Below are 24,090 nucleotides of genomic sequence, written 5' to 3'. Positions count from 1 at the left end.
TAACCAATCTTAATCTTAATCACTATCTTATCAGGATACTAAAAAAATACTTCTCTCCTCTGAGCAAATTAATAAGCAGTTAGGGGATGCTTACTATTTACGCGGCAAAAGTAAGGAGTTACCAATGACAAGGACATGACATACCATGTCAGAAATGAAAAACTGTATGTAGATATAAAAAATCCCGAACGGAAGTTCGGGATTTTGATGTATTACGCACATTTATGAATTAGCGGAATATCCGCTTTAACAGATTTCGAGGGCGAAAATATGGGACGTAAAAAACGTTGAAGTTGATCAAATTCTATGAGAAAGGCGTCATGGCCATGAATGGACTTTAATTCGTGAATCCAAACATTTTCTTTTACGCTTTTCAGTTCCACATAGGATGACCAATTCTCCTCCGGTTTAAAGAATAAGTCAGAATTTATAGCAATAATATGAATATTGGACTTTATCTGAGAGGCTACATCAATAAAATTACCTCTGTCCTTAGTAATATCAATAGTCATTAAAATCTGATTCATAATTTTATAGGCAGATAGTTGAAATCGCTCTTGGAGCTTTAGGCCGTGATGGTTTAGCCAGGAGGCGGCATTAAAAATGCCAGTATCGTTGCGACTTCTCTTAAATTTATGAGAAAATGACTCAGGAGTTCGGTATAAGGTCATAGCATGCATACGGGCATCGGCTAATGGGTTCCTAGAATGCAACAAAATGGCCTCTTGAATGTGGCAATTGGCAATAAGCCAATCTGTAGCTTTCCAATCTGAAGCAATCGGTATTAAATGTTCAATGAGCTTAGGGTAAAGTGCGGCTAGCTCCCAAGCTATTCCACCTCCTACAGAACCACCAATAACAGCAAATAGGCAATCAATCTTAAGTTTCTCTAACCCAATACCAAAAATATGGGCAATATCTCTGGCTGACATGATTTTGTGGTTTTTGATTTGATTGTCATTGGTTGGGGCATAACCATTTCCAGGAACATTAAAAGCCAATACAGTATAGATATTGGTGTCTATACACTTATCTGGCCCTATTAGGTTTTGCCACCAGCCATGTTTCCCACAGACCTGGGAATTTCCCGTTAATGCATGATTGACCAGAATGACTGGAGCATCATTTAGGGGCTGTCCAAAAATTTGATAGCTTAAATCGATATCTAAAGTATCACCTGATTGGAATTTAAAATTTTCTATTTTAATGTTATGTAACTTTTCCATACAAACCAATTTTTAAAAAGTAATTAATCAGATGCCTCCCAAATTGAAGGCATCTGATACTAACTAACAACACTAAAGATTAATTATGGAGCAGATAACTCTGCTTAACGATGGAAAACGCATTTTTTAAATCGGATTTTAGGTCTTCAATATTTTCTAAGCCGACAGATAATCGAATTAAGTCCTTGGTTACGCCTGTTGCTTCCTGGGCCTCGTCACTTAACTGTTGGTGTGTGGTACTGGCGGGGTGAATAATAAGTGATTTTGTATCGCCAATATTGGCCAATAGCGAAAACAATTCTGTTTTATCGGCTATAATTTTCGCAGCATCAAAACCTCCCTTAGCACCAAAGGTGACAATACCGCTTTGACCGTTTGGCAAATAGTGTTCCGCTAGGGATTTATATGGACTGGTGTCTAGACCTGGGTAATTTACCCAAGTAACTTCATCTTGTTCCTGTAGCCACTTGGCAAGAGCCAAGGCATTTTCGCTATGTTTTTTTATGCGAATCTCTAAAGTTTCAAGACCTTGGATAATTTGAAAGGCATTGAACGGGCTCAGTGCACCACCATAATCCCGAAGGCCTTCAATTCTTACTTTAGCGATGAATGCTGCCGCATCTAGAGCTTCACTGTAAACTAAACCATGATAACCGGGTGAAGGTTCAGTAAATTCGGGAAACTTTCCGTTGGTCCAGTCAAAGGTACCAGCATCAATGATGATGCCTCCAAGGGTAGTGCCATTACCATTAATATATTTGGTTAGGGAATGAATAACAATATTAGCACCATATGAAATAGGGTTAAGTAAGTAAGGTGTAGCCACCGTATTATCTACAATTAAAGGCACTTTATAAGCTTTGGCTTGGGTGGAAATAGCAGCAATATCAAGGACGTCTAACTTGGGGTTGCCTAAAGATTCAATAAAAAAAGCACGAGTGTTTTCTTGAGCGGCATTTTCAAAACTATTTGGTTCTGAAGGGTCAACAAAGGTTGTTGTAACGCCATGTCTCGGTAAGGTTACACTGAGCAGATTATAGGTGCCTCCATATAAACTGTTCGAAGCTACGATATGATCGCCAGCCTTTAGTAATGTAAGTAAGGTCGTAGCAATGGCCGAGGTACCCGATGCAGTGGCTACTGCTGCAATGCCACCTTCAAGCGCTGCTAAGCGTTGTTCTAAAATGTCATTAGTAGGATTGTTAATTCTGCTGTAGATGTTTCCAGGTTCCGCCAGCGAAAATAGATTAGCCGCATGGTCGGAATCATTGAAAACATAAGCCGTAGATTGGTAAATAGGAACAGCTCTTGTTCCACCATTCTTTGTGACATCATGTCCTGCGTGCAACGCTTTGGTTGCGAAATTTTGTGTACTCATTTTTCTAAGTTTTTGAGTTAATAAAAAATTAAACCAAAAGCCAAATAAGCCTCTTTAGAAGCGTACTTAATAGAAAAATGTTATAAAGAAATTTGCCAAATGCAGATGAGCACTTGGTTTGGGTTATCTATCCAATTTCTTAATTAATGAATTAAAAAATATAGTAGAATTTAGCACCTTCTTAATAATAAGGGTTGCTAAGGCTTCAGCGGGTCTATTCCCTCCACCTTTCTTGATAACATTTCAGTAAGTCTTTGAACTTTGTGAATACAAATATTGCATAACAAAAATTTAATATCCAAATTTTTTCATTCTTTTTAAGAATCATTTTAAATATGGTATCTTTAGATTTCCTGAGAAACTCGGGCTAAAATCAAGTAAATACGATCAATTATTTCTATGCATACTGAACCTAAATTAACACGATTTAACCAAAACGTATTATCAAAATACCAAATATACAATAGCATCTTTATGACGCTACCTTTTGATACCATTTCAAAAACTGTCGTGCTCTTACCATTGTTCCACGAGACTTGTAAATTGGGGTTTGAGAATAATGACGACCCCACGACTATAGTTGATACGTTTTTTCGAAAATACCAAGCGAGACGTTCTGAAAAGAGTCAGATTAATTTGTTGTTTCGATTTATTCAATATATAGAACGCCAAGTGGTGCTGTTTGATGCTGTTGAGGATGCAGCCTTTCCTATTGTTAATAACATGGAAGGGGTAGGGACCTTGCGAAGTTTAAAAGAAAATGCAGCTGCTGATAACAAGACACAATTATTGCAAGATTATTTGGAATCATTCAATGTGCGCATTGTATTGACGGCCCATCCAACACAGTTCTATCCTGGTACCGTGCTAGGTATTATTACCGATTTAGCCGAGGCCATTAAGCAAGATGATTTACCAGAGATTGAAACTCTGTTGGGGCAATTGGGCAAAACACCATTTTTTAAGGACAAAAAGCCCACACCCTATGATGAGGCCGTTAATTTAATATGGTATCTAAAAAATGTATTTTACCATTCCTTTGGGAGTATTTATGATTATGTACAACAAAATATTTTTGAATATCGAGAAATCAATAATTCTATTATAAATATTGGGTTTTGGCCTGGAGGAGACAGGGACGGAAATCCTTTTGTAACGCCACAAATTACACTCAATGTAGCTAAAAAGCTCAAAGAATCCATAATTAAGAATTACATAAAGGATGTAAAATATTTGAGAAGGCGATTAACCTTTAAAGGTATTAGGGAACGCGTGATAACCTTAAATCATCGTTTGCACAATACCTTATTGTATAAGGATGACCAAATTGCACTGGACGAATTTAGAAAGGAGTTGTTTGAAATTAGAGACATACTAGAGGCAGAGCATCAATCCTTATTCGTTGATAAAGTAACCTCACTAATCAACAAGACCACTTTATTTGGGTATCATTTTGCAAGCTTGGATATAAGACAGGATAGCCGAGTACATGATAGTATGTTTAGGACGTTGGTTTCCGAACTTATTGAAAGTGGAAGTGACCTGTTTCCTAAGGATTTCTTCAATCTGTCCCTTCAAAAACAGAAGGATCATCTGGCTGGGATTAAAGGTTCTATCGGTACTATGGTTTTCAAAAATGAACAGGCTGTAAATATTACGGAAACGATAAAGGCTATGAAATCTATTCAGGAGACTAACGGTGAAATAGCCTGTAGCCGATATATTATTAGTAACAACCAGACTACCCTCAATGTATTACAATTATTTGCTATGCTCAAGATTGTAGCGTTCCATGATGAGTTAACTGCGGATGTGGTTCCTTTGTTTGAAACAGTTACAGACTTAGAGGCAGCACCTGGAGTAATGGAGGAGTTATATACTAATTCGCATTACAGAAAACATTTAGAGAATCGGGGAAATAGGCAAACCATAATGTTAGGTTTTAGTGATGGCACGAAAGACGGTGGTTACCTCATGGCCAATTGGGGAATTTTTAGGGCCAAGGAAGCCTTAACGGCACTTTCTAGGAAATATCAGATTGATGTCATATTTTTTGATGGTAGAGGTGGTCCACCAGCACGTGGCGGTGGAAAAACCCATCAGTTTTACGCATCCTTAGGTCCTACTATTGAAGATAAGGAAATTCAACTCACCATTCAGGGACAGACCATAAGTTCTAATTTTGGTACCCTAGACTCTTCTCAATATAATATGGAACAACTTATAAGTTCGGGTATTATGAACCGCCTAAATGATAAGAATCTTGAAATGGAACCGAATGATAGAACGGTAATGGATAATTTGGCAAAATTAAGTTATCAGACCTATGTCGATTTTAAAAATCATCCAAAGTTTATGCCATATCTAGAACATATGAGCACCCTAAAATATTATGCAAAAACAAATATAGGAAGTCGTCCATCTAAGCGGGGTAAGTCAGAGGGATTAAACTTTAAGGATTTAAGGGCTATTCCTTTTGTGGGATCATGGAGTCAGTTAAAACAAAATGTACCGGGCTTTTATGGTGTTGGTACTGCTTTAAAGCATTACGAGGATAATGGTGAATTTGAAAAGGTACAGCACTTGTTCCAGAACTCAAGGTTTTTTCGAACCTTGATTGCCAATAGCATGATGTCCTTATCAAAATCTTTTTTCAGCTTAACGAGATATATGGCAGATGACCCAGAGTTTGGAGACTTTTGGAAATTGATTTATGAAGAGTACCAAACCACAAAACGTCTGATACTGAAACTGACCGGATTTAAGGAATTAATGGAAGATGAACCGGTAGCCAAGGCTTCAATTGCCGTGCGGGAATCTATTGTTTTGCCCTTACTTACCATTCAGCAATATGCTTTAAAGAAAATGCAAGAGCTAGAAGGAGCAGAGGTAAAAGACCAAGAAAAGATTACTGTTTTTGAAAAGATGGTTACAAGATCTTTATTCGGAAATATTAATGCAAGTCGTAATTCTGCATAACCTTATTTTGATATAAGAATAAAAATCCCTCAACGCAGAGCAATGAGGGTTTTTTATTTATAGATTTAGTTTTGTTAATGTTCATTGAGACGAAAGTCTGGATAGGCATCCATACCGTGTTCATGGGCATCAAGGCCTTCGAGTTCCTCACGTTCTGATACACGTATTCCAACCGTCTTTTTTAATGTAAAAATAATCAGGAATGAAGACGCTATACAAAATCCGGCATAGGCCAGCACACCGTATAGTTGAGGTAAGAAAGAAAGGTCGTTGGCAGCCTCCGCTAATGTACTAACCACTTGACCATTTTCATTTAAGAATTCACCGGCATCATTAGTAACGGCTTTAAAACCTAAAATCCCAACAGCTAAAGTTCCCCAAATACCACATACTAAATGAACAGCAATGGCACCTACTGGGTCATCTAAGCGTAATTTATCGATTAAGCTAACAGCAAATACAATAAGGGTTCCTGAGACTATGCCTATTATGATGGCATCCGTTGGTGACATGACATCTGCTCCTGCGGTAATGCCTACCAAACCACCTAAAATACCATTGAGAAACATGGTCAAATCTAAATTCTTGTATATAAATGCTGATACCATAGCGGAAGATACACCACCAGCAGCTGCAGCTAAACAGGTTGTAACTAAGGTTAGTGATGTTGCTGCAGGGTCGGCAGATAAGACCGATCCACCATTAAAACCAAACCAACCTAACCACAAAATTAATACACCAGCTGTAGCCATTGGGATGTTATGTCCTGGGATAGCTTTGGACACCCCACCTTTAAATTTACCTATACGTGAACCGAGAAGGAATACAGCGACTAAGGCTGCCCATCCACCCACGGAATGTACTAAGGTAGAACCCGCAAAATCATAAAATCCTAATGCATCTAAAAAGCCACCGCCCCATTTCCAAGATCCCGCTATCGGATATACAAGTCCCACATAAAGTACGGTAAACATCATGAATGGTCCTATTTTTATACGCTCGGCAACTGCTCCCGAGACAATTGTTGCAGCTGTTGCAGCGAACATGCCTTGAAAAAGAAAGTCGGTCCAGTAGGTATACCCCGTATTGTAATCTAAGTCTAAACTGCCGTTACCGGTAAGAGGTGAATCTAAGCCAAATCCTGAGAAGCCAATTATACCATTGAAATCTCCAGGATACATCAGGTTGAAGCCTACAAGCGCATATAATAACAGTCCAACAGTGATAATAAACATGTTTTTGAATAAAATATTCAAGGTATTTTTTTGTCGCGTTAAACCTATTTCCAATAACCCAAAACCTAAGTGCATAAAAAACACTAAGGCGGTACAAATCATCATCCAAACATTATTTGTAGTAAGAACTTCCATAAAATCTAGTTAAGTGTTTCACCTCCTTTTTCACCTGTTCTAATGCGGTAACATTCATTAATATCCGAAACGAAAATTTTTCCATCACCAACATCACCGGTTGCTGCAGATTCTAATATGGCCTTAACGGTTACCTCCTCAAAATCGTCATTAACCACAATAGAGAGATAGCGCCGTTGAATATCGCTAGTACTGTAGGTAACACCGCGATAGACGTGACCTTCTTTTTCATTACCTAAACCTGTGACGTCCCAATAAGAGAAAAAGTTGACGCCTACATTGTGTAGCGCCTCCTTAACATCAGAAAACTTTGACTTTCTGATAATAGCTTCAACCTTTTTCATTCTATTTGTATTTTAATAATGTAAAATAATAATAAGCGCCAAAAATATATTTTTTAAGGGGTATAAAATAAAAAAATAGATAAAAGTTGCATTTATACCCTTAAAAATTAGGGGTATAATTTCTAAAAAGAGTATTATAAAGGATTTTACCCCAAAAATATTTATATTAGTGAAAGTCTTAATTTTATTTCTGCCTTTATCTTGAGTTATTAAACCAAAAAACCCGATTCATCTGAATCGGGTTTTAGATGGTGGTGCCTCCAGGAATCGAACCAGGGACACAAGGATTTTCAGTCCTTTGCTCTACCAACTGAGCTAAGGCACCAGTCGCGTTAATTGCGGATGCAAATATATGTGCATTTTTTATTATTCACAAAAAGAAAAATGTAAAAATTGATTTTATAAATTTGCCATTCACGCTTTGGTTATGAATCTTATTCTAGATATCGGTAATACCCTTGTTAAACTCGCAGTTTTTAAGAAAAAGCGATTGCTATATAAAACCAGTTTCCCTCTGGGTGAATTGATGGAGGTATACAGGAATGCAAAGAAATCCTATCCAGAACTCAGCGCGGTTATCATTTCTTCTGTCGGGCGAATGCCAAAATCAAATATTGCTGTCATAAAAGAGGATTTAAGGGTTTTAGAGCTAAATCATTTAACAAAAGTACCGTTCAATAATCTTTATGCGTCGCCAAAAACATTAGGTGTGGACCGTATAGCACTGGTAAGTGCTTCGGTTAATCAATTTCCCAATAAGAATGTCTTAATCATTGATGCCGGTACATGTGTAACGTATGATTTTATTAACCAGAATAATGACTATCTGGGTGGTGCTATTTCCCCTGGCTTGAGGCTGCGCTATAAGTCCTTGAATACTTTAACCGCAAATTTGCCGTTATTGGAAACACAGCGGCCTTTGAACATCATAGGTGATAGTACGGCATCCTCTATACACTCAGGAGTTGTTTATGGTCTGGTAAAGGAGATAGATGGAGTTATAGACCATTATAAGTCTCAATATCAAGATTTAACAGTTATTTTAACAGGTGGTGATGCCGAATTTTTGTCAAACCAATTAAAAAATAGCATATTTGCGAGTTCAAATTTTCTACTGGAGGGTTTGAATTTTATTCTTGATTTTAATTCGTGATAATGATAAAACAGCTCATTGTAGTTTGTATATTTTTAATAAGTTATAGTGCTATCGCCCAAAGGGGTACGGCTTCGCCATATTCCTTTTACGGCTTAGGAAGCTTAAAATTCAAAGGAACGGTTGAAAACCGTAGTATGGGAGGTATGAGCGTTTATCTTGACAGTATTCACATCAATCTCAAAAATCCGGCTGCTTATGTCGGTAAAAATATTGAGGACTATCCGTTTGACAATGAAAGTAGACCTGTAAAGTTTGCTGTTGCTGGTACATTTTCTGAAACTAACCTAAAGAGTAATTCGGGAGAAGCTGAAACAGGAACCGCCATATTTGATTATTTAGCAGTATCTATACCTGTTGGTAAATTTGGTTTTGGTTTCGGGTTATTGCCGTATACTTCTGTAGGGTATAAACTAGATGATATCAATAATGATGGTGATTTAATTAATAGATTTAGAGGAGAAGGTGGGTTAAATAGGGTTTTCGCGGGTTTTGGTTACCAAATATCTAAAAAGTTAAGTCTAGGCGTTGATTTTAACTATAATTTTGGTAATATAGAAAATTATACAATCGCAGTCGCCTACACACCAGATGGTCAGGTTGTTCAATACCAAACTAGAGAGGAAAACAAATCGAATTTAAGTGGGGCTACCTTTAACTTTGGTATGGCTTATCGCACAGCATTAAGCGATAAATTAGAGTTAATGACTACTGCAACGTTTTCTCCGCAGAGTAATCTGTCATCTGAAAATGCGCGTGCGTTTTCGACAATTGCCATTAATTTAATTACAAATGCAGAGATTGAGATTACTAGGCTAGAGGCTGATCTGGAGGCTCAGGGTCTTGAGAATACAGATTTAACTTTACCTTATAGACTTTCATTTGGAGCAGGGATTGGTGAATCTAAAAAGTGGTTTGTAGGTGCAGAATATACCTTACAAAACACAAGTGAGTTTTCAAACCCTCTATATTCTAACGAGATTACCAATTACGAAAATGCTTCAGAATTGTCCATTGGAGGTTTTTTTATTCCTCGATATAATGCCTTCTCAGGTTATTTTAAAAGGGTAGTTTATAGGGCAGGATTTAATTATGCAAATACAGGATTAGTGATAAAAGGTGAGTCCATAAATGAGTTTGGCATATCTTTTGGTCTAGGTTTACCAATTGGTAATCGTAACTTATTTTCAAATGCTAACTTGGGCTTTGAAATTGGACAGCGAGGAACCACAAATCAAAATTTAATACAAGAGAATTTTATAAACTTCAATCTAAGTTTATCTTTGAACTCTAGATGGTTTAGACAAAAAAAGTATAACTAACAATAATAATAACAAAATGAAGACGAGATTTACGATAATGCTGGCTGCCCTTTTGGTGAGTTTCAATTTTGGTTTTGCACAACAAGACGAAGAGTGCATGAACAACTTGTCTATTTTTAACAGTTATGTTAAAAGTAAAAAGTACGATGATGCTTATGGACCTTGGATGCTTGTTAGAAAGAAATGTCCCAATTTTAATAGGGCGATTTATGCATATGGAGATAATATTTTAGAGTATAAAATCGACAATTCTACAGGGGCCGATAAAGTGGCTTTCATAAAAGACCTTATGTTGCTTTACGATCAGTCAAGAGAGCACTTCCCTTCTAAATATCCGCTTGGGCAAATCTTGAACGAAAAAGCAGAATTAGCCTATGAGTTTAGGAAAGAGCTGAATATGTCCAACGAGCAGCTGTATAAAATGTTTGATGATGCCTACACTAAGGATAAGGCTAATTTTGATAGTGCTAAAGGACTCTACACATATTTTTCACTTGTTGTGAATTTATATGATGACGGTAAAAAAACGGCTCAGGAGATGTTTGATAAGTACGATGATGTTATGGAAGTCATAGAAGGTGTTGAAAAGGGTTATATAGAAAAATTAAATAAATTAGTCGAAAAAGAGGAGTCTGGTCAAGAGTTAAGTAAGAAAGAACAAAGATACAAGGACAATTATGAGGCTAATCTCGAGGCTTTCGAAAAAGTGTCCTCAAGTATGGATTCAACCTTAGGCCAACGTGCTAACTGCGAAGTACTTATTCCGTTGTATGAAAAAGATTTTGAACAAAACAAAAACAATGGCTTATGGTTACAACGTGCTATGAATAGAATGTACGCTAAAGGTTGTAAAGAGGAGCCCTTATTTCTTAAACTTGTTGAACAAAAAAATAGCATAGAACCAAGTTCGGATACGGCTTACTACCTGTACCTTTTAACCGATCAGCAAAAATATTTTGATCAAACTATTCAGTTAGAAACAGACCCGATAAAAAAGGCGAAGTTGTATAAAAAACTTGCGGACGACTTTAGGAAAAAGGGAAGCTATGGAAAGGCCAGACAATATTATACGGAAACGCTAAAACTCAATCCATCTGACGGAACCCCTTACCTTAGTATAGCTTCGATGTATGCCAAGAGTGCCAATAACTGTGGCGATTCTAATTTTAACAAAAGAGCGGTATTTTGGTTAGCTGCAGAAACTGCTGAAAAAGCGGGAAGAGTAGATGGACGCCTTAAAAAGACAGCTGCTCAAAATGCGGCCAGCTACAATGCTAGCGCGCCACAAAGAGCTGATATCTTTACAGAAGGTAATCAAGGACAAAAAATTAATATCGGTTGTTGGATTCAAAGAACTATAACCGTACCTAATCTTTAATGATTAATAAAAATTATTCATACAAGTTAAAAAGCATAGTCACAGCGTTAGTTGTGACTTTGTTTTTTTCGTGCAAGAATGATTTTGAAAAGGTTCAACAGGTTGGGATACTGCAAAACCAGCCTATAGGCGAAGCGGAGAATATAGATTTGAAATATACAGAATTGGAAAAAGATACAGTTAAATTATTAGCTAATCTTTTGAGTCCCAAAATGTTTGATTATTCAAATCGCAGTTTTAGGTTTTCTGAATTTCCAGATGGGATTATATTGAAAATATATGATGAGCAGAATAATAAAACCACTATTACATCAAATTATGCTATCTACTATTCAGATACGGATATCATAGATCTTCGTGGCAATGTAGTTATAGCTACCCATCAGCGTGATACGCTATTTACAGAACAATTATACTACAATGAAAAGTTAGAATGGGTATTTACCAATGAACCCTTCTACTATAAACAAACCACTGGTTTTACAAGAGGCAATGGCTTTGACGCAGATAAGGACTTTAAAAACTTTCAGATGTTGGAAATGGATGCTGATTTTGAAATTGAGAATTAATTATCTTTACTTATCTAACATATCAATAATATGAAACTACTAAGAATTTTTCAGTACGCTTACATCATATTTGCTATTTTGTTTTTATACGATGCCATCTCTAATTGGTCTGTTGATAGAAATAGAGCCTACATGTCGTTATTTTTTGCAGCCTTGGGTGTGTTCATGTTTTTCTTTAGAAGGCGCTTTGCAAAAAAGTTTCAAGACAGAAACAACGATTAATTGATGTCTACAGACATAGTCATTATTATAACAACACTTGTGCTTTCAGCCTTTTTTTCAGGGATGGAAATTGCCTATATATCATCCAATAAGATTCATATTGAGTTAGAGAAAAAGCAAAATGATTTTTTAGGTAATATTTTAGCCAAACTGACCGCAAGGCCTTCTAAGTATATTGCAACAATGCTTATTGGGAATAATATTGCGCTTGTTATTTATGGATTTAAGATGGGGGACTTACTGGTAAGATGGTTTCAGTCCTTATTACCAACACAGAGCAATTGGCTCAACTATGCCCTAACAGACTTACAATTACTATCTCAAACCATAATATCAACATTAGTTATTTTAATTACGGCAGAATTTTTACCTAAGGTATTTTTTCAAATTTATGCTAATACTTTACTTAAAATACTAGCAGTTCCTACCTACGTCTTTTATGTCATGTTTTCCTTGGTTTCAGAATTTGTTATATGGATTTCAGATGTGATTTTGCACTATGTTTTTAGGGCAAAAGGAAAAGATGCGGTACTCGCTTTGACTAAAGTAGAGCTGGGGAATTACATTAGTGAACAGATGGAGTCTTTTGAAGACCACGAAGATGTTGACAGTGAAATTCAAATATTTCAAAATGCTTTGGAATTTTCTGAAGTAAAGGCTCGAGAAGTTATGGTGCCGAGAACTGAAATCACGGCTGTGGATATATCTGATTCCATAGAAAATTTGAGGCAATTATTTATTGACACAGGGCACACCAAAATAATTGTATACAAAGATACTATTGATGATATCTTGGGTTATGTGCACGCTTTTGAATTATTTAAAAAACCAAAAACCATAAAATCCATCATAATTCCCGTTGGCTTTGTACCTGAAACAATTTTAATAAAAGACGTACTTAACATTTTAATGAAAAAGAGACGAAGCATGGCTGTTGTAATTGACGAGTACGGCGGGACCTCAGGCATAATGACGGTTGAGGATATTATAGAAGAGTTATTTGGCGAAATTGAAGATGAGCATGATATCGTAGAACAAATTGAGGAGCAACTCAATGAAAATACCTTTAGGTTTTCAGCAAGACTTGAGGTTGACTATATCAACGAGACCTATAAAATAACTTTACCAGAAAGTGAAAATTATGAGACTTTAGGCGGTTTAATAGTGAATACCACACAAGAAATTCCGCAAGAGAACGAAGACGTACAGATAGAAAATTTTCAATTTACGATAGAAGAGGTGTCCTCTACAAAAATTGATGTAGTACAGCTAAAAATACTAGAGCAGGATTAATCTTTTCCGTACTTATAAAATCTATACAACTCCTTTTATTATTTAGTAGAAAATACTATTTTCGCAGACTTATTTATACGTAACAAAACAAGACTATGGCAGTTTTAAATAAAATTAGACAACGCTCATTAATTTTAATTTTAGTAATAGCATTGGCGCTATTTTCATTCGTAATAGGTGATTTGTTTAAAAATTCAGATGCCTTCACCGGTGCGCCCCAAGATGTTGTAGCCACAATAAACGGGAAGGATATCAACAGAGCTGAATTTCAGCAAAAGGTAAAGAATTATCAAGATAGAACCGGTGGGAGACAAACTGCAACACAAGCTATGAATGCCATATATAATCAAGAGCTTCGTAGGATAGTACTGGAGTCTGAATATGAGGAATTAGGCTTGTCGGTGGAAAAGGATGAAATGAGAGACTTGTTAAAAAACAGCTTCTCCTCTTACCCGGAATTTCAAGATGAGAATGGTGAATTCGATGTCAATCGTCTAAATGCCTTTATCGCTAATTTAAAAGACTTGAATGGAGAAACGGCGCCACTGGGCAATTTCCTTGTGAATTACCAAAGTTGGACTAATAACGAACAGACCATCGCTACCAATGCCATACAACAATCGTATTATAACTTAATAAAAGCTGGAGTGGGTGCCACCATAACCGAAGCTGAGGATGAGTATCTAGGTGACGCTAAAACAGTGGATATTCGGTATGCACAGATTCTCTATACCTCGATTCCAGATAGTTTAGTTACGGTGACCAATTCTGATATAAAGGACTATATAAAAGGTCACGAAGAGAAGTATAAGGTGGATGCTACACGGGAAGTGGTTTATGTGGAGTTCAGGGAAGAGGCCTCACAAACAGATAAAGATAATATAAAAGCAGGTCTTCTAGCTCTTAAAAGCGATAGGACAGAATACAACGAGAGCAGCAAAAACACCGATACTATTCCAGGCTTTGATTCTGCTGCAGATATCGAAGACTTTATTAATTACAATTCAGACTTAAAGTACAATGATAGTTTCTTAAGAGCGTCTCAACTGCCAGCCGTTGCAAAAGACACCTTGCTTAAGTTAGAAGTTGGTGACTATTACGGCCCGTATGAAGATGCGGGTTATTTCAAGTTGTCTAAAGTGATTGCTACAGAGCAGCTGCCAGACTCTGTAAAGGTGCGTCATATTTTGATACCATTTGCTGGTGCGACCAGAGCGGATGCAACAATTACCAAAACACCTGAAGAAGCGGAAAAGACAGCAGATAGTATTTTAAATGAAATTAAAAGCGGTCGAGCTAAGTTTTTGGATTTACTGGATTTATCATCTGATAAAGTGAGTAATGAGAAAGATGGCGAGCTTGAATTTGCTTATAATGCAGGTATGGCACCTGAGTTTAAAGATTTTTCATTTGAAAGCAACGAAGGTGATATTGATGTTGTGGGAACGTCTTTTGGCTACCATGTTATTGAGGTATTGGAGCAAAAGAGTTTTAATAAGACTATTAAATTAGCGACCCTTGCAGATAAAATAGAACCATCAGAACAGACTTTACAAGACGTGTTCAATAAAATGTCGAAGTTTGAAATAGCTGCAAAAGACGGTGACTTTAATGAGTTAGCTAAGGAGAAAGATCTATTAGTTAAGCCTTTTACATTTAAGGAATTGGACGAAAATATTCCTGGTCTCGGAAGTCAAAGACAAGTAGTACGCTGGGCGTTTGATGAAGATACTGACGTTGGTGAATTTAGAAATTTTCCCATTTCAAATTTTGGATTTATCGTAGTAAAACTTGTTGAAAAGAATGAGGAAGGCCTTATGAATATTGAAGATGCTTCTATTACAGCACTTCCTGCGGTTAGAAAGCAAAAAAAGGCTCAAATGATTCGTGAGAAAATTACAGCAACTACGGTCAATGATATTGCTAAAAACCAAGGTGTAAGTCCGCGAACTGCGGCTGCGTTAACTATTAAAAATACAACCCTCTCAGGGGCTGGTGTGGAGCCAAAGGTTGTTGGTGCAGCCTTTGGGTTATCCGAAGGAGAAACATCAAAACCGATAGATGGTGAAAAGGGTGTTTATGTTATAGAGGTTACTAAAATAAATGACGCGACTGCACTCGATAATTATACTGCTATAATGAACCGATTGAATTCAGAACGAAGGAATTTGGTTCAATCCAATGTTTATCAAGCTTTGGAAGCAGCTGCAGACATTGAAGACAATAGAGCAAAAACGGTTTATTAAACTGTAACAAATTTAAAAGTAAAGGCTTTGTGATTCACAAAGCCTTTTTTGTTTTCACTATTTCGGTTATTTAAATAAAGCCATTTCTTGGTATGGGATTATTGTGTTATAACCTTTGGATTTAAAATAGGCTGTAGGATCAGATACTGAGCTGGCAAGGACAAAATCACCTCCCCAGGCACCAAGACTCTTTACTTCACCATCAAAATCCTTAAATAGTTGTTCTTTTATAGGAACCTCACCAATAAGTTTTGCTATTATGGATTCGTGTTCTTTGATAAGAATATTAAAATCGGTCAAGGATTGACATGCTATAATAGTTTTGGTAATGTTACTTATAGCTTCAATATTAACTGGATTTATGGAACCTTGTTTTTTGTATTTGGAAATGCCATCTCTACTATCTTGCTTTTGGTTGAGGTAAACGAAATAGAGATTTGATCTGAAGACAGGATTAAAATCCACGGGTTTAACGCCAGGAACGTTTTGGGATGTCAATTGATATAAAAGCGGTGAATTATGCTGCGCGCAGGCGATGTCGTATCCACTTCCTCCAAATGTCTTTTCTAATAATTGGTAGGCGTTAATCTGTGCCCAACTAGCTATATTATTTATTAATGTAGAAGACGATCCCAATCCCCAATGTCTATTAAAGTCGAGGTAGGTATCAACCTTAAGACCATTAGTCTTACTTAAAAATTCCAGGTTTAAAATCCTGGCGGAGCGTAAAATCTCCAAAATACGATTAGCAGTAGGATTGTGAAGGTCTACTGCGCTATTGGATACAATGGAATCAATCGGGAACTCATGTTCAAACCAAATTTCACCAGCCTCGTCGTAGCTTTTCCATAAAATTGATGCTGAACTACTGTTTTCAACGTTTAGCGTCTGTCCATATACAGTTGGGATGGCCAAGGCTACGGCACCATCTAACACTGCATATTCCGCAGTTAAAAGTAATTTACCATTGCTCCTATAAGTCTTCAAACTTAATTTCTTAGTTGATTGATGGCGTCTGCAACAGCGCCATGTGTTACAACGTTAGTCTTAAAGTATTCTATGAGTTTTGCTTTCTCATGCGCTGTGGCTTCAAATTGGTTCAAGATATTCATAAGGTGCATTTTCATATGGCCTTGTTGAATCCCCGTTGTCGTTAAGGATTTTATAGCGGCAAAGTTCTGGGCCAATCCTGCAACGGCAACAATTTGCATCAGTTCTTTGGCTGAAGGCTTTTCCAATAGGTCTAAGGCAAATTTCACAAGGGGATGAAGACTGGTTAAGCCACCAACCGTGCCCAGTGCCAAGGGAATTTCAATCCAAAACTTAAAGACCCCATCATCAATACTGCAATGTGTAAGGCTGGAGTAACTCCCATTTCTAGAGGCATAGGCGTGCACACCAGCTTCAACTGCTCTAAAGTCATTACCTGTGGCAAGTATAACAGCATCAATACCATTCATTATGCCCTTATTATGCGTAACTGCCCTATATGGCTCAACTTCAGCTATGGTTATAGCCTGTTTGAACTTTTCGGCAAACCATTGTGGGTCCAAAATGTCCTTACTCTTAAGGTCATTTATTGGACATGAAACTTCTGCCCTCACTAAACAGTTGGGGACATAATTAGAAAGTATGCTCATAACAATAGCTATGTTCCTTTCATCTGCATTGAAATCAGTATAGTTAAGCGCTTCTTCCTTTAAAGTCGAAGCAAATTGCTCCAAACAAGAATTAATAAAATTGGCACCCATAGCATCCAAGGTTTCAAAAGTGGCATGGAGTTGAAAGTAGTTGGGTATATCCCTTGACTTGTTTTTTAGTTCTATGTCAAGTATACCCCCACCCCTTTTTTCCATATTCTTGGTAATATGGGACGCATCAGTAAATAATTTGGATTTGACAGTATTGAAAAAGGTCTCAAGTTTTGTGGAATCACCTTTGAAAATAAAATGAACTTGACCTATTTTTTCCGTAGAAATAACCTTTGTTTTAAAGCCACCACGATCATACCAAAACTTAGCAGACTTGCTGGCTGCCGCTACAACAGAGCTTTCTTCTATAGCCATTGGTACAGTATACAATTTATCATTAATCAAAAAATTAGGCGATACACCAAAAGGAAGATAAAAATTGGTGATGGTGTTTTCAATAAATTCATCATGCAGTTTCTGCAGTACCTCATCGGAGTTCCAATATCGTGTGACCAGCAAACGAGCTTCTTCTTTATTTGAGAAATAATTGTTTAGTAACCAATCAATCTTTTCGGATTTAGAAAGTTTAGAAAAGCCGGAAATAGCGTTAGACATAGTCGTGCATAGTTTTGAGTTGCAAAGATACTAGGATTACCAGAAAATATATTGTTCTTGTTTAGAATTGCCGATTTACTGTTAATAATACCTGATTTTTGCATATTTTTTAGTAAACTTGGCACTGCGATAGTGAAAATTGAAATACATGAAATTGAGACCTCTAGTAGCCATCGTCGGCTTTTTATCAACTTCTTTAATTTTTTGTCAAAATAAACAGATTTCCCTTGATGAAATTTGGAATGGCAGCTTCAGAACGGAACGGATGCAAGCTCTACATTCCTTAAACAATGGCAAACAATATTCCGTATTAAATTTTAATAGGCAAGATGGTTCATCCTCTATAGATATTTATGATTATCAAACTTTAAAAAAAGTGGAAACTTTGGTATCCTCTGATGACATTAAGGCTATTAAGGGCTTTTTTGATTATAGTTTTAGTGCCGATGAATCTAAGGTCGTGCTTACCACAAACGAAGTCCCCGTCTTCAGGCGTTCTAGACTCGGTGAATATTATGTCTATACCATAGAAACAAAGGATTTAGTAAAGGTGTCGGATAATTTGGTTCAAGAACCTAATCTTTCACCCGATGGTACTAAAATAGCCTATGGCTATGAAAATAATCTCTATGTTAAGGATTTAGTCTCAGGTCAGGTAGAGCAGATAACAACTGACGGCAAAAAAAACGAAATAATCAATGGTATAACGGATTGGGTTTATGAAGAGGAGTTTAGTTTTGTAAGAGCTTTTGACTGGAATGCCGATAGCAATAAAATAGCTTTCATTCGATTTGATGAGACCGAGGTCCCACAGTTTTCAATGGATGTTTATGGGTCGGACTTGTATCCAGAGCAGCAAGTATTTAAATATCCCAAGGCAGGAGAGGAAAACTCAAAGGTTTCGCTACACCTTTTCGATTTGGAAACTAAGATATTGACAGAATTAGAGGTTAACAAGTCATATAAAGACTTTTATATCCCGAGATTAAAATGGACTAACGATCCTAACGTTTTAAGTGTTCAATTTATGAATAGGCACCAAAATGAACTCGACTTGTGGATGATTAATACCGCTAAGGAATCATCAAAATTGGTCTTATCGGAAAAAGACAAGGCTTATGTAGATGTTACCTTCAACCTTACTTTTTTAAAGGATAACAGTTTTATATGGACAAGTGAGAAGGACGGTTACAATCATATTTATCACTATTCAAAGAATGGTGACTTAATTAATCAAATTACTAAGGGCGACTGGGAGGTAACGGATTATTATGGATTTAATGAGAAGAAAAATACCATTTATTATCAATCTACAGAGAATGGTTCCATTAATAGGGTTGTGTATTCCATTAATATTAAGGCTAAGGATAAAAAGCCTTTGACCAAAACAGAAGGTACTAACAGTGCCGATTTCAGTGCGGACTATACCTATTTCATAAACACCTATTCCAGCGCAACTACACCTCCTAAATATACACTGCATAATACGAAGACCGGAGAAGTAATTAAACCTATTAAAGACAACGATAATCTTACTGAGAAACTCAGTAATTATGTAATGTCTAGAAAAGAATTCAGTACAATTAATGTGAATGGGAATGACTTAAATATGTGGATGATAAAGCCTGCTGATTTTGATGCCAGCAAAAGCTACCCTATGTTTATGTTCCAGTACTCAGGACCAGGTTCACAGTCCGCTGCGAATCGCTGGAATAGTGCAAATGATTATTGGTACCAAATGCTAGCACAACAAGGTATTATTGTGGTTTGTGTAGATGGACGAGGTACAGGTTTTAAGGGAGCTGAATTTAAAAAAGTGACCCAAAACGAATTGGGTAAATACGAAGTTGAAGACCAAATACAAGCTGCAAAACAACTGGGTAACTTAGACTATATAGATGAGAACAGAATAGGTATTTGGGGCTGGAGTTATGGCGGCTTTATGAGTAGTAATGCCTTGTTTAAAGGGAATGACGTTTTTAAAATGGCCATTGCTGTGGCACCCGTAACAAGTTGGAGGTTTTACGATACTATTTACACTGAGCGGTATATGACAACGCCTCAAGAAAATCCAAGTGGTTATGACGAGAACTCTCCTATTAATCATGTTGATAAGCTTAAGGGGGATTTCTTGCTTATTCATGGTACAGGTGATGATAATGTCCATGTGCAAAATACCATGCGTATGGTAGAGGCACTAATCCAAGCAGATAAGCAGTTTGAATGGATGATTTATCCAGACAAGAATCACGGTATCTATGGTGGTAATACGCGGCTTCATTTGTATAAGAAAATGACCGACTTTATTAAAAAGACCTTAGGAACGGAACCAAAAGGGATATGAATGAAAAAGAAGCAACCCTCCCTGTTCAAATAAAAGGATAATCTCAAACAGAAACTAACTAACAACTAATCATATGTCAACACTTATCAAACAACCACATCAGAAAGAACTCTTTGGGCACCCAGTAGGATTGTACGTATTATTCTTTACAGAAATGTGGGAGCGTTTTTCGTATTATGGGATGCGTGCCATACTTGTATTATATCTTGTGGCGCAGGCAACAGGAGATAATCCTGGCTTAGGATGGACAAATGGAGAAGCACTAGCCTTGTACGGTTGGTATACCATGTTGGTCTATGTGGCTTCCATACCTGGTGGTTGGATTGCCGATAAGTTTCTAGGACAAAAACAGTCCGTTTTATATGGTGGTATTTTACTTGTAGCTGGTCATAGTATTCTGGCTGTTGAACAACTGTGGGCATTCTATACAGGTTTAGGTCTTATTATTGCTGGTGTAGGTATGTTAAAGCCAAATATTTCAACTATGGTTGGTGGCTTGTATAAGCAAGGCGATATAAGACGCGATAAGGGATTTACAATTTTTTATATAGGTATTAATGTAGGTGCCTTCTTGTCTAGTTTAATTGTTGGCTTTGTTGGGGAAGTCTACGGCTGGCATTATGGTTTTGGTCTTGCTGGTATTGGTATGGCAGCTGGGCTTATTCAATATTTGGCTGGCTTGAAATATTTAAAACAAGTGGGGAATTTCTTGGGGAGTTCTGAAAATAAAATTGAGAAGGAAGCGATGAAGAGACCACTAACAGCTATTGAAAAAGATAGGGTAATTGTACTTTTCATTTCTTTTTTATTGGTCATTGTATTTTGGGGTGCATTTGAGCAGGCCGGCGGATTAATGAATATTTATGCTTCGGAAAAAACAAATAGAATATTGTCCTTTAGTTTGCCATTTATTGGTAATGAAGTACCGGCCTCTTGGTTTCAATCCTTAAATGCCATGTTTATTATATTTTTAGGGACATCTGTAGCAGGCTACTGGGCTAAGCGCAAGCTGAAAGGTAAATTATCTACTGGTCTATTTAAAATGATAGTCGGACTTATTATAATGGGTACTGGGTTTTTCTTTATGACTGCGGCCTCTATGGAATTTGAAAGTGAAGGTGCGTCAGCAATGTACTGGCTAGTGTTGGCTTATTTGTTTCATACCGTAGGAGAATTGTGTATTTCTCCGGTTGCACTGTCCTATATTACAAAACTTGCTCCTATAAAATATGCATCATTGATGATGGGGGTGTATTTCGCAATGACAGGATTTGGGAATAAATTGGCAGGTTTGTTGGGAGAAGCTTCCGAAAAACTGGGAGAGCTTACAATTTTTACAGGTATTGCCGTATTCTGTGTAGGCTTTGGACTGCTCGTAATGCTGTTTAGAACTAAACTTGAAAAATTAACTCATGGCGCAGAGGATGACGAACATGAAATGTTAGAAGCCGAGAAATACGAGCTCGCTGATCCAGATATCAATAATTAAAATATTTAAATCATAACCCTTGTAACTGTAATATACCATACAAGGGTTTTTCTATACTAACTAAATTCTAAAAATCATGTCAAAAACAACGGAGAATTTTTTCCAGACAAAGGTGATGGGACATCCCGCTGGGTTGTTCGTTCTTTTCTTTACGGAGATGTGGGAACGTTTTTCATATTACGGAATGCGTGCCATATTAGTTATTTTTCTTACGGGTGCCATTTTAGGGGATAATCCGGGTTGGGGATGGGAAACCCCTGCAGCCTTGTCCTTGCTGGGAACCTATGCGCTTTTTGTTTACCTCACACCACTTCTTGGTGGTTGGCTGGCTGATAATAAAATTGGTTATCGTATGGCCGTGGTCATCGGTGCTCTTCTGATGACCTTAGGTCACGCTTCTATGGCCGTTGAAACGCCCACATTTTTATATATAGGTATCGCGTTATTAATTCTAGGAAACGGCTTTTTTAAACCCAATATGACGTCTATCATTTCGAAAATGTATGAAGGTCACGATGAAAAAAAGGACGGTGCCTATAATATTTTTTATATGGGTGTTAATGCCGGGGCATTCTTAGGTATAATGTTGTGTGGCTGGGTAGGTGAGAAAGTTGGTTGGAGTTATGGATTTGGATTAGCGGGTATCTTTATGTTCCTTGGGATGTTGCAATTTTATTTCGCCCAATCATTATTTGGGGATATTGGAAATAAGCCTGTGGCTCTCACTGTGGAAGAAAAGGAAGCAGAGGCTAAAGCACATCCTGATGAGAAGCGAAACCCATTTTTAAGTATAGATTATATTTTAGTTGGCGTTTTTGTTATTTCAGCCTTAATTTTCATAATTAATGATCCCTTAAGTAAAATAGGCGATATTCAAACCTTGAATTTTACAATTGCAGGCATGGGTAATTCCTTGTTCTTCGCATTGCTTGCCGCAATTACTTTTATTGTTTTGTTAGTGGTTCGAATTCCGAGGTATGCTAAAGTAGAGCGAGATCGTATGATTGCCTTCGCCATTTTTTGTTTGTTTACGGTGTTTTTCTGGGCGGCCTTTGAACAGGCTGCGGGCTCTCTTCCCCTTTATACCAGGGATTTTACCAACCGTATTCTGGCCGGTAATTCCGCGACACTTTTTAAAATTGTAGATTTAGTGGTAACGGTGGTACCGTTAGCAATTATAACCTACGTATTATACAGTCTTTTTAGAAAAACATACAAGCGCATTGGTATTTCCAATATTATCCTAGGGTCCAGTTTTATTATTGTTTGGGCTATTGTTGGCTATAAGCTTTATATTGAATATCAAGCGACAGAAACAGAGGTACCAGTAACATGGTTTGCCATATTGAATTCCTTATTTATAATAATATTTGCGCCGCTTTTTACAAAATGGTGGGATAGTCGTTACAATCCACCGGCTTCAGTAAAGTATTTTTTAGGTCTTTTTCTATTAGGTCTAGGGTTTGCTTTCTTAGCATTTGGCGCGCGTAATGTCCCTTCTGGAGCAGACAGCGCTAGTTTAAGTATGGCTTGGTTGGTATTTGCCTATCTGTTTCACACCTTGGGTGAGCTTTGCTTGTCGCCAATGGGCTTATCCTATCTCAGTAAACTTATACCTGCAAGAATGATAGCCTTCATGTTTGGGGTATACTATTTGGCCATTGCCATAGGTAATAAATTGGCACACTACGTCGGTGGTGATATTGAGCAAATTACCAAGGATTATAGTCTATCTACCTTCTTTTTGATATTCACGCTAATTCCTATTGGTCTAGGCTTTGTGTCGTTGCTCTTACATCCGGTTTTAAAACGATTAATGCATGGCGTACGCTAGGTAAAAACCGTTAAAATAACTTAAAGTGCTCCCTCAAAAGGAGCATTTTTTGTAAGTTCGGTATAAATTTTGCAACAAATCGATTATGATAAATAAATTAACTTTTGCTATATTCTTTTTGGTGGCCTTTTCTCTAAAAGGTACAGCCCAAGAGATTAAATGGGTTAGTATGGAGGAGGCTATAGCACTGCAGGAAAAAGAGCCCAAAAAAATCATTATGGATGTTTATACCGTATGGTGTGGGCCATGTAAAATGTTAGATAAGAATACTTTTGGTAATGCTGATGTTATAGATTACATCAATACCAATTACTATGCCGTTAAGTTTAACGGTGAAGGAAATGCTACGGTTAATTATAAGGACAAGACCTTTGGCAATCCAAACTACGACCCAGCTAAAGCCAATAGGCGCAATAGCGCACATGAATTCGCAAGATTTTTAAGGATTAATGCATATCCTACAATGGTATTCTTTGACGAACAGGCCAATTATATTACGCCTGTGACGGGTTACTTAAAGCCACAGCAGTTAGAATTATACCTGAAGCTGTTTAAAAATGATAAGCACAAGGATATGAAGACACAAGAACAATTTAACGATTATTACAAGGCATTTAAGCCGAGCTTTAAGGAGTAA

At 37.1% G+C, this 24,090-nt stretch carries 17 protein-coding genes, 1 tRNA gene, 1 pseudogene and 1 riboswitch; of the genes and pseudogenes, 12 read left to right on the top strand and 7 right to left on the bottom strand.

Going from position 1 to position 24,090, the window contains the following annotated elements:
- Nucleotides 1–212 precede the first annotated feature (212 nt).
- Nucleotides 213–1,226: an alpha/beta fold hydrolase gene (locus CA834_RS07520; protein WP_094968069.1), complete on the bottom strand. Its 1,014-nt coding sequence runs from the start codon at nucleotides 1,224–1,226 to the stop codon at nucleotides 213–215.
- 79 nt (nucleotides 1,227–1,305) lie between these two features.
- Nucleotides 1,306–2,604 carry an O-acetylhomoserine aminocarboxypropyltransferase/cysteine synthase family protein gene (locus CA834_RS07515; RefSeq protein ID WP_094968068.1) on the bottom strand — a complete coding sequence of 433 codons (1,299 nt, stop codon included), beginning with the start codon at nucleotides 2,602–2,604 and terminating at the stop codon, nucleotides 1,306–1,308.
- 120 nt (nucleotides 2,605–2,724) lie between these two features.
- Nucleotides 2,725–2,846: riboswitch (SAM riboswitch) on the bottom strand.
- A 157-nt stretch (nucleotides 2,847–3,003) separates the two neighbouring features.
- Here CA834_RS07515 and CA834_RS07510 point away from each other — a divergent pair.
- Complete coding sequence (locus CA834_RS07510) at nucleotides 3,004–5,583, top strand: phosphoenolpyruvate carboxylase (RefSeq protein WP_094968067.1); 2,580 nt, start codon at nucleotides 3,004–3,006, stop codon at nucleotides 5,581–5,583.
- 74 nt (nucleotides 5,584–5,657) lie between these two features.
- On the opposite strand, the gene CA834_RS07505 is transcribed toward CA834_RS07510, so the two are convergent.
- The 3 genes from CA834_RS07505 to CA834_RS07495 form a co-directional block, all read right to left on the bottom strand.
- Nucleotides 5,658–6,953, bottom strand: a complete 1,296-nt coding sequence (locus CA834_RS07505) for an ammonium transporter (protein ID WP_094968066.1) — start codon at nucleotides 6,951–6,953, stop codon at nucleotides 5,658–5,660.
- A 5-nt stretch (nucleotides 6,954–6,958) separates the two neighbouring features.
- Complete coding sequence (locus tag CA834_RS07500; RefSeq protein WP_094968065.1) at nucleotides 6,959–7,297, bottom strand: P-II family nitrogen regulator; 339 nt, start codon at nucleotides 7,295–7,297, stop codon at nucleotides 6,959–6,961.
- Nucleotides 7,298–7,546: 249 nt separating this feature from the next.
- Nucleotides 7,547–7,622: transfer RNA gene (locus tag CA834_RS07495), tRNA-Phe, on the bottom strand.
- Nucleotides 7,623–7,724: 102 nt separating this feature from the next.
- On the opposite strand from CA834_RS07495, the gene CA834_RS07490 reads away from it, so the two are divergent.
- The 7 genes from CA834_RS07490 to CA834_RS07460 all read left to right on the top strand — a co-directional run bounded on the left by CA834_RS07490 (nucleotide 7,725) and on the right by CA834_RS07460 (nucleotide 15,480).
- Nucleotides 7,725–8,450, top strand: a complete 726-nt coding sequence (locus tag CA834_RS07490; protein ID WP_094968064.1) for a type III pantothenate kinase — start codon at nucleotides 7,725–7,727, stop codon at nucleotides 8,448–8,450.
- Nucleotides 8,451–8,452: 2 nt separating this feature from the next.
- Nucleotides 8,453–9,772, top strand: coding sequence for a hypothetical protein (locus CA834_RS07485; protein ID WP_094968063.1), 1,320 nt, complete (start codon nucleotides 8,453–8,455; stop codon nucleotides 9,770–9,772).
- Nucleotides 9,773–9,788: 16 nt separating this feature from the next.
- A complete protein-coding gene (locus tag CA834_RS07480) occupies nucleotides 9,789–11,150 on the top strand; it encodes a hypothetical protein (RefSeq protein ID WP_094968062.1) in 1,362 nt (453 codons plus the stop codon).
- Complete coding sequence (lptC, locus tag CA834_RS07475; RefSeq protein WP_094968061.1) at nucleotides 11,150–11,719, top strand: LPS export ABC transporter periplasmic protein LptC; 570 nt, start codon at nucleotides 11,150–11,152, stop codon at nucleotides 11,717–11,719. Before CA834_RS07480 ends, lptC begins: the two co-directional genes overlap by 1 nt.
- 30 nt (nucleotides 11,720–11,749) lie before the next feature.
- Nucleotides 11,750–11,941, top strand: coding sequence for a hypothetical protein (locus CA834_RS07470; RefSeq protein ID WP_094968060.1), 192 nt, complete (start codon nucleotides 11,750–11,752; stop codon nucleotides 11,939–11,941).
- Between the two features lie 3 nt (nucleotides 11,942–11,944).
- Entirely contained in the window at nucleotides 11,945–13,234 is a 1,290-nt protein-coding gene (locus CA834_RS07465; protein WP_094968059.1) for a hemolysin family protein, read from the top strand.
- A 95-nt stretch (nucleotides 13,235–13,329) separates the two neighbouring features.
- Nucleotides 13,330–15,480, top strand: a complete 2,151-nt coding sequence (locus tag CA834_RS07460; protein ID WP_094968058.1) for a SurA N-terminal domain-containing protein — start codon at nucleotides 13,330–13,332, stop codon at nucleotides 15,478–15,480.
- A 66-nt stretch (nucleotides 15,481–15,546) separates the two neighbouring features.
- Here CA834_RS07460 and CA834_RS07455 read toward each other — a convergent pair whose 3' ends face one another.
- Both CA834_RS07455 and CA834_RS07450 read right to left on the bottom strand, forming a co-directional pair.
- Nucleotides 15,547–16,467, bottom strand: coding sequence for a GYDIA family GHMP kinase (locus CA834_RS07455; protein ID WP_094968057.1), 921 nt, complete (start codon nucleotides 16,465–16,467; stop codon nucleotides 15,547–15,549).
- A 2-nt stretch (nucleotides 16,468–16,469) separates the two neighbouring features.
- Nucleotides 16,470–17,795: pseudogene (locus CA834_RS07450) on the bottom strand (hydroxymethylglutaryl-CoA reductase, degradative); the annotation flags it as partial.
- A 139-nt stretch (nucleotides 17,796–17,934) separates the two neighbouring features.
- Here CA834_RS07450 and CA834_RS07445 point away from each other — a divergent pair.
- From CA834_RS07445 to CA834_RS07430, 4 genes are all read left to right on the top strand, one after another.
- Nucleotides 17,935–20,130, top strand: coding sequence for a S9 family peptidase (locus CA834_RS07445; RefSeq protein WP_094968055.1), 2,196 nt, complete (start codon nucleotides 17,935–17,937; stop codon nucleotides 20,128–20,130).
- Between the two features lie 73 nt (nucleotides 20,131–20,203).
- Nucleotides 20,204–21,619, top strand: a complete 1,416-nt coding sequence (locus tag CA834_RS07440; protein WP_094968054.1) for a peptide MFS transporter — start codon at nucleotides 20,204–20,206, stop codon at nucleotides 21,617–21,619.
- Nucleotides 21,620–21,695: 76 nt separating this feature from the next.
- On the top strand, nucleotides 21,696–23,453 hold the full coding sequence (locus CA834_RS07435) for a peptide MFS transporter (RefSeq protein ID WP_094968053.1): 1,758 nt from the start codon (nucleotides 21,696–21,698) through the stop codon (nucleotides 23,451–23,453).
- Nucleotides 23,454–23,538: 85 nt separating this feature from the next.
- Nucleotides 23,539–24,090, top strand: coding sequence for a thioredoxin family protein (locus CA834_RS07430; RefSeq protein ID WP_094968052.1), 552 nt, complete (start codon nucleotides 23,539–23,541; stop codon nucleotides 24,088–24,090).

It is taken from the genome of Winogradskyella aurantia (assembly GCF_002266855.1).
GTDB lineage: Bacteria > Bacteroidota > Bacteroidia > Flavobacteriales > Flavobacteriaceae > Winogradskyella > Winogradskyella aurantia.
Note: the sequence above shows the minus strand (reverse complement) of the source record. Positions and strands in the feature narration are given on the sequence as shown.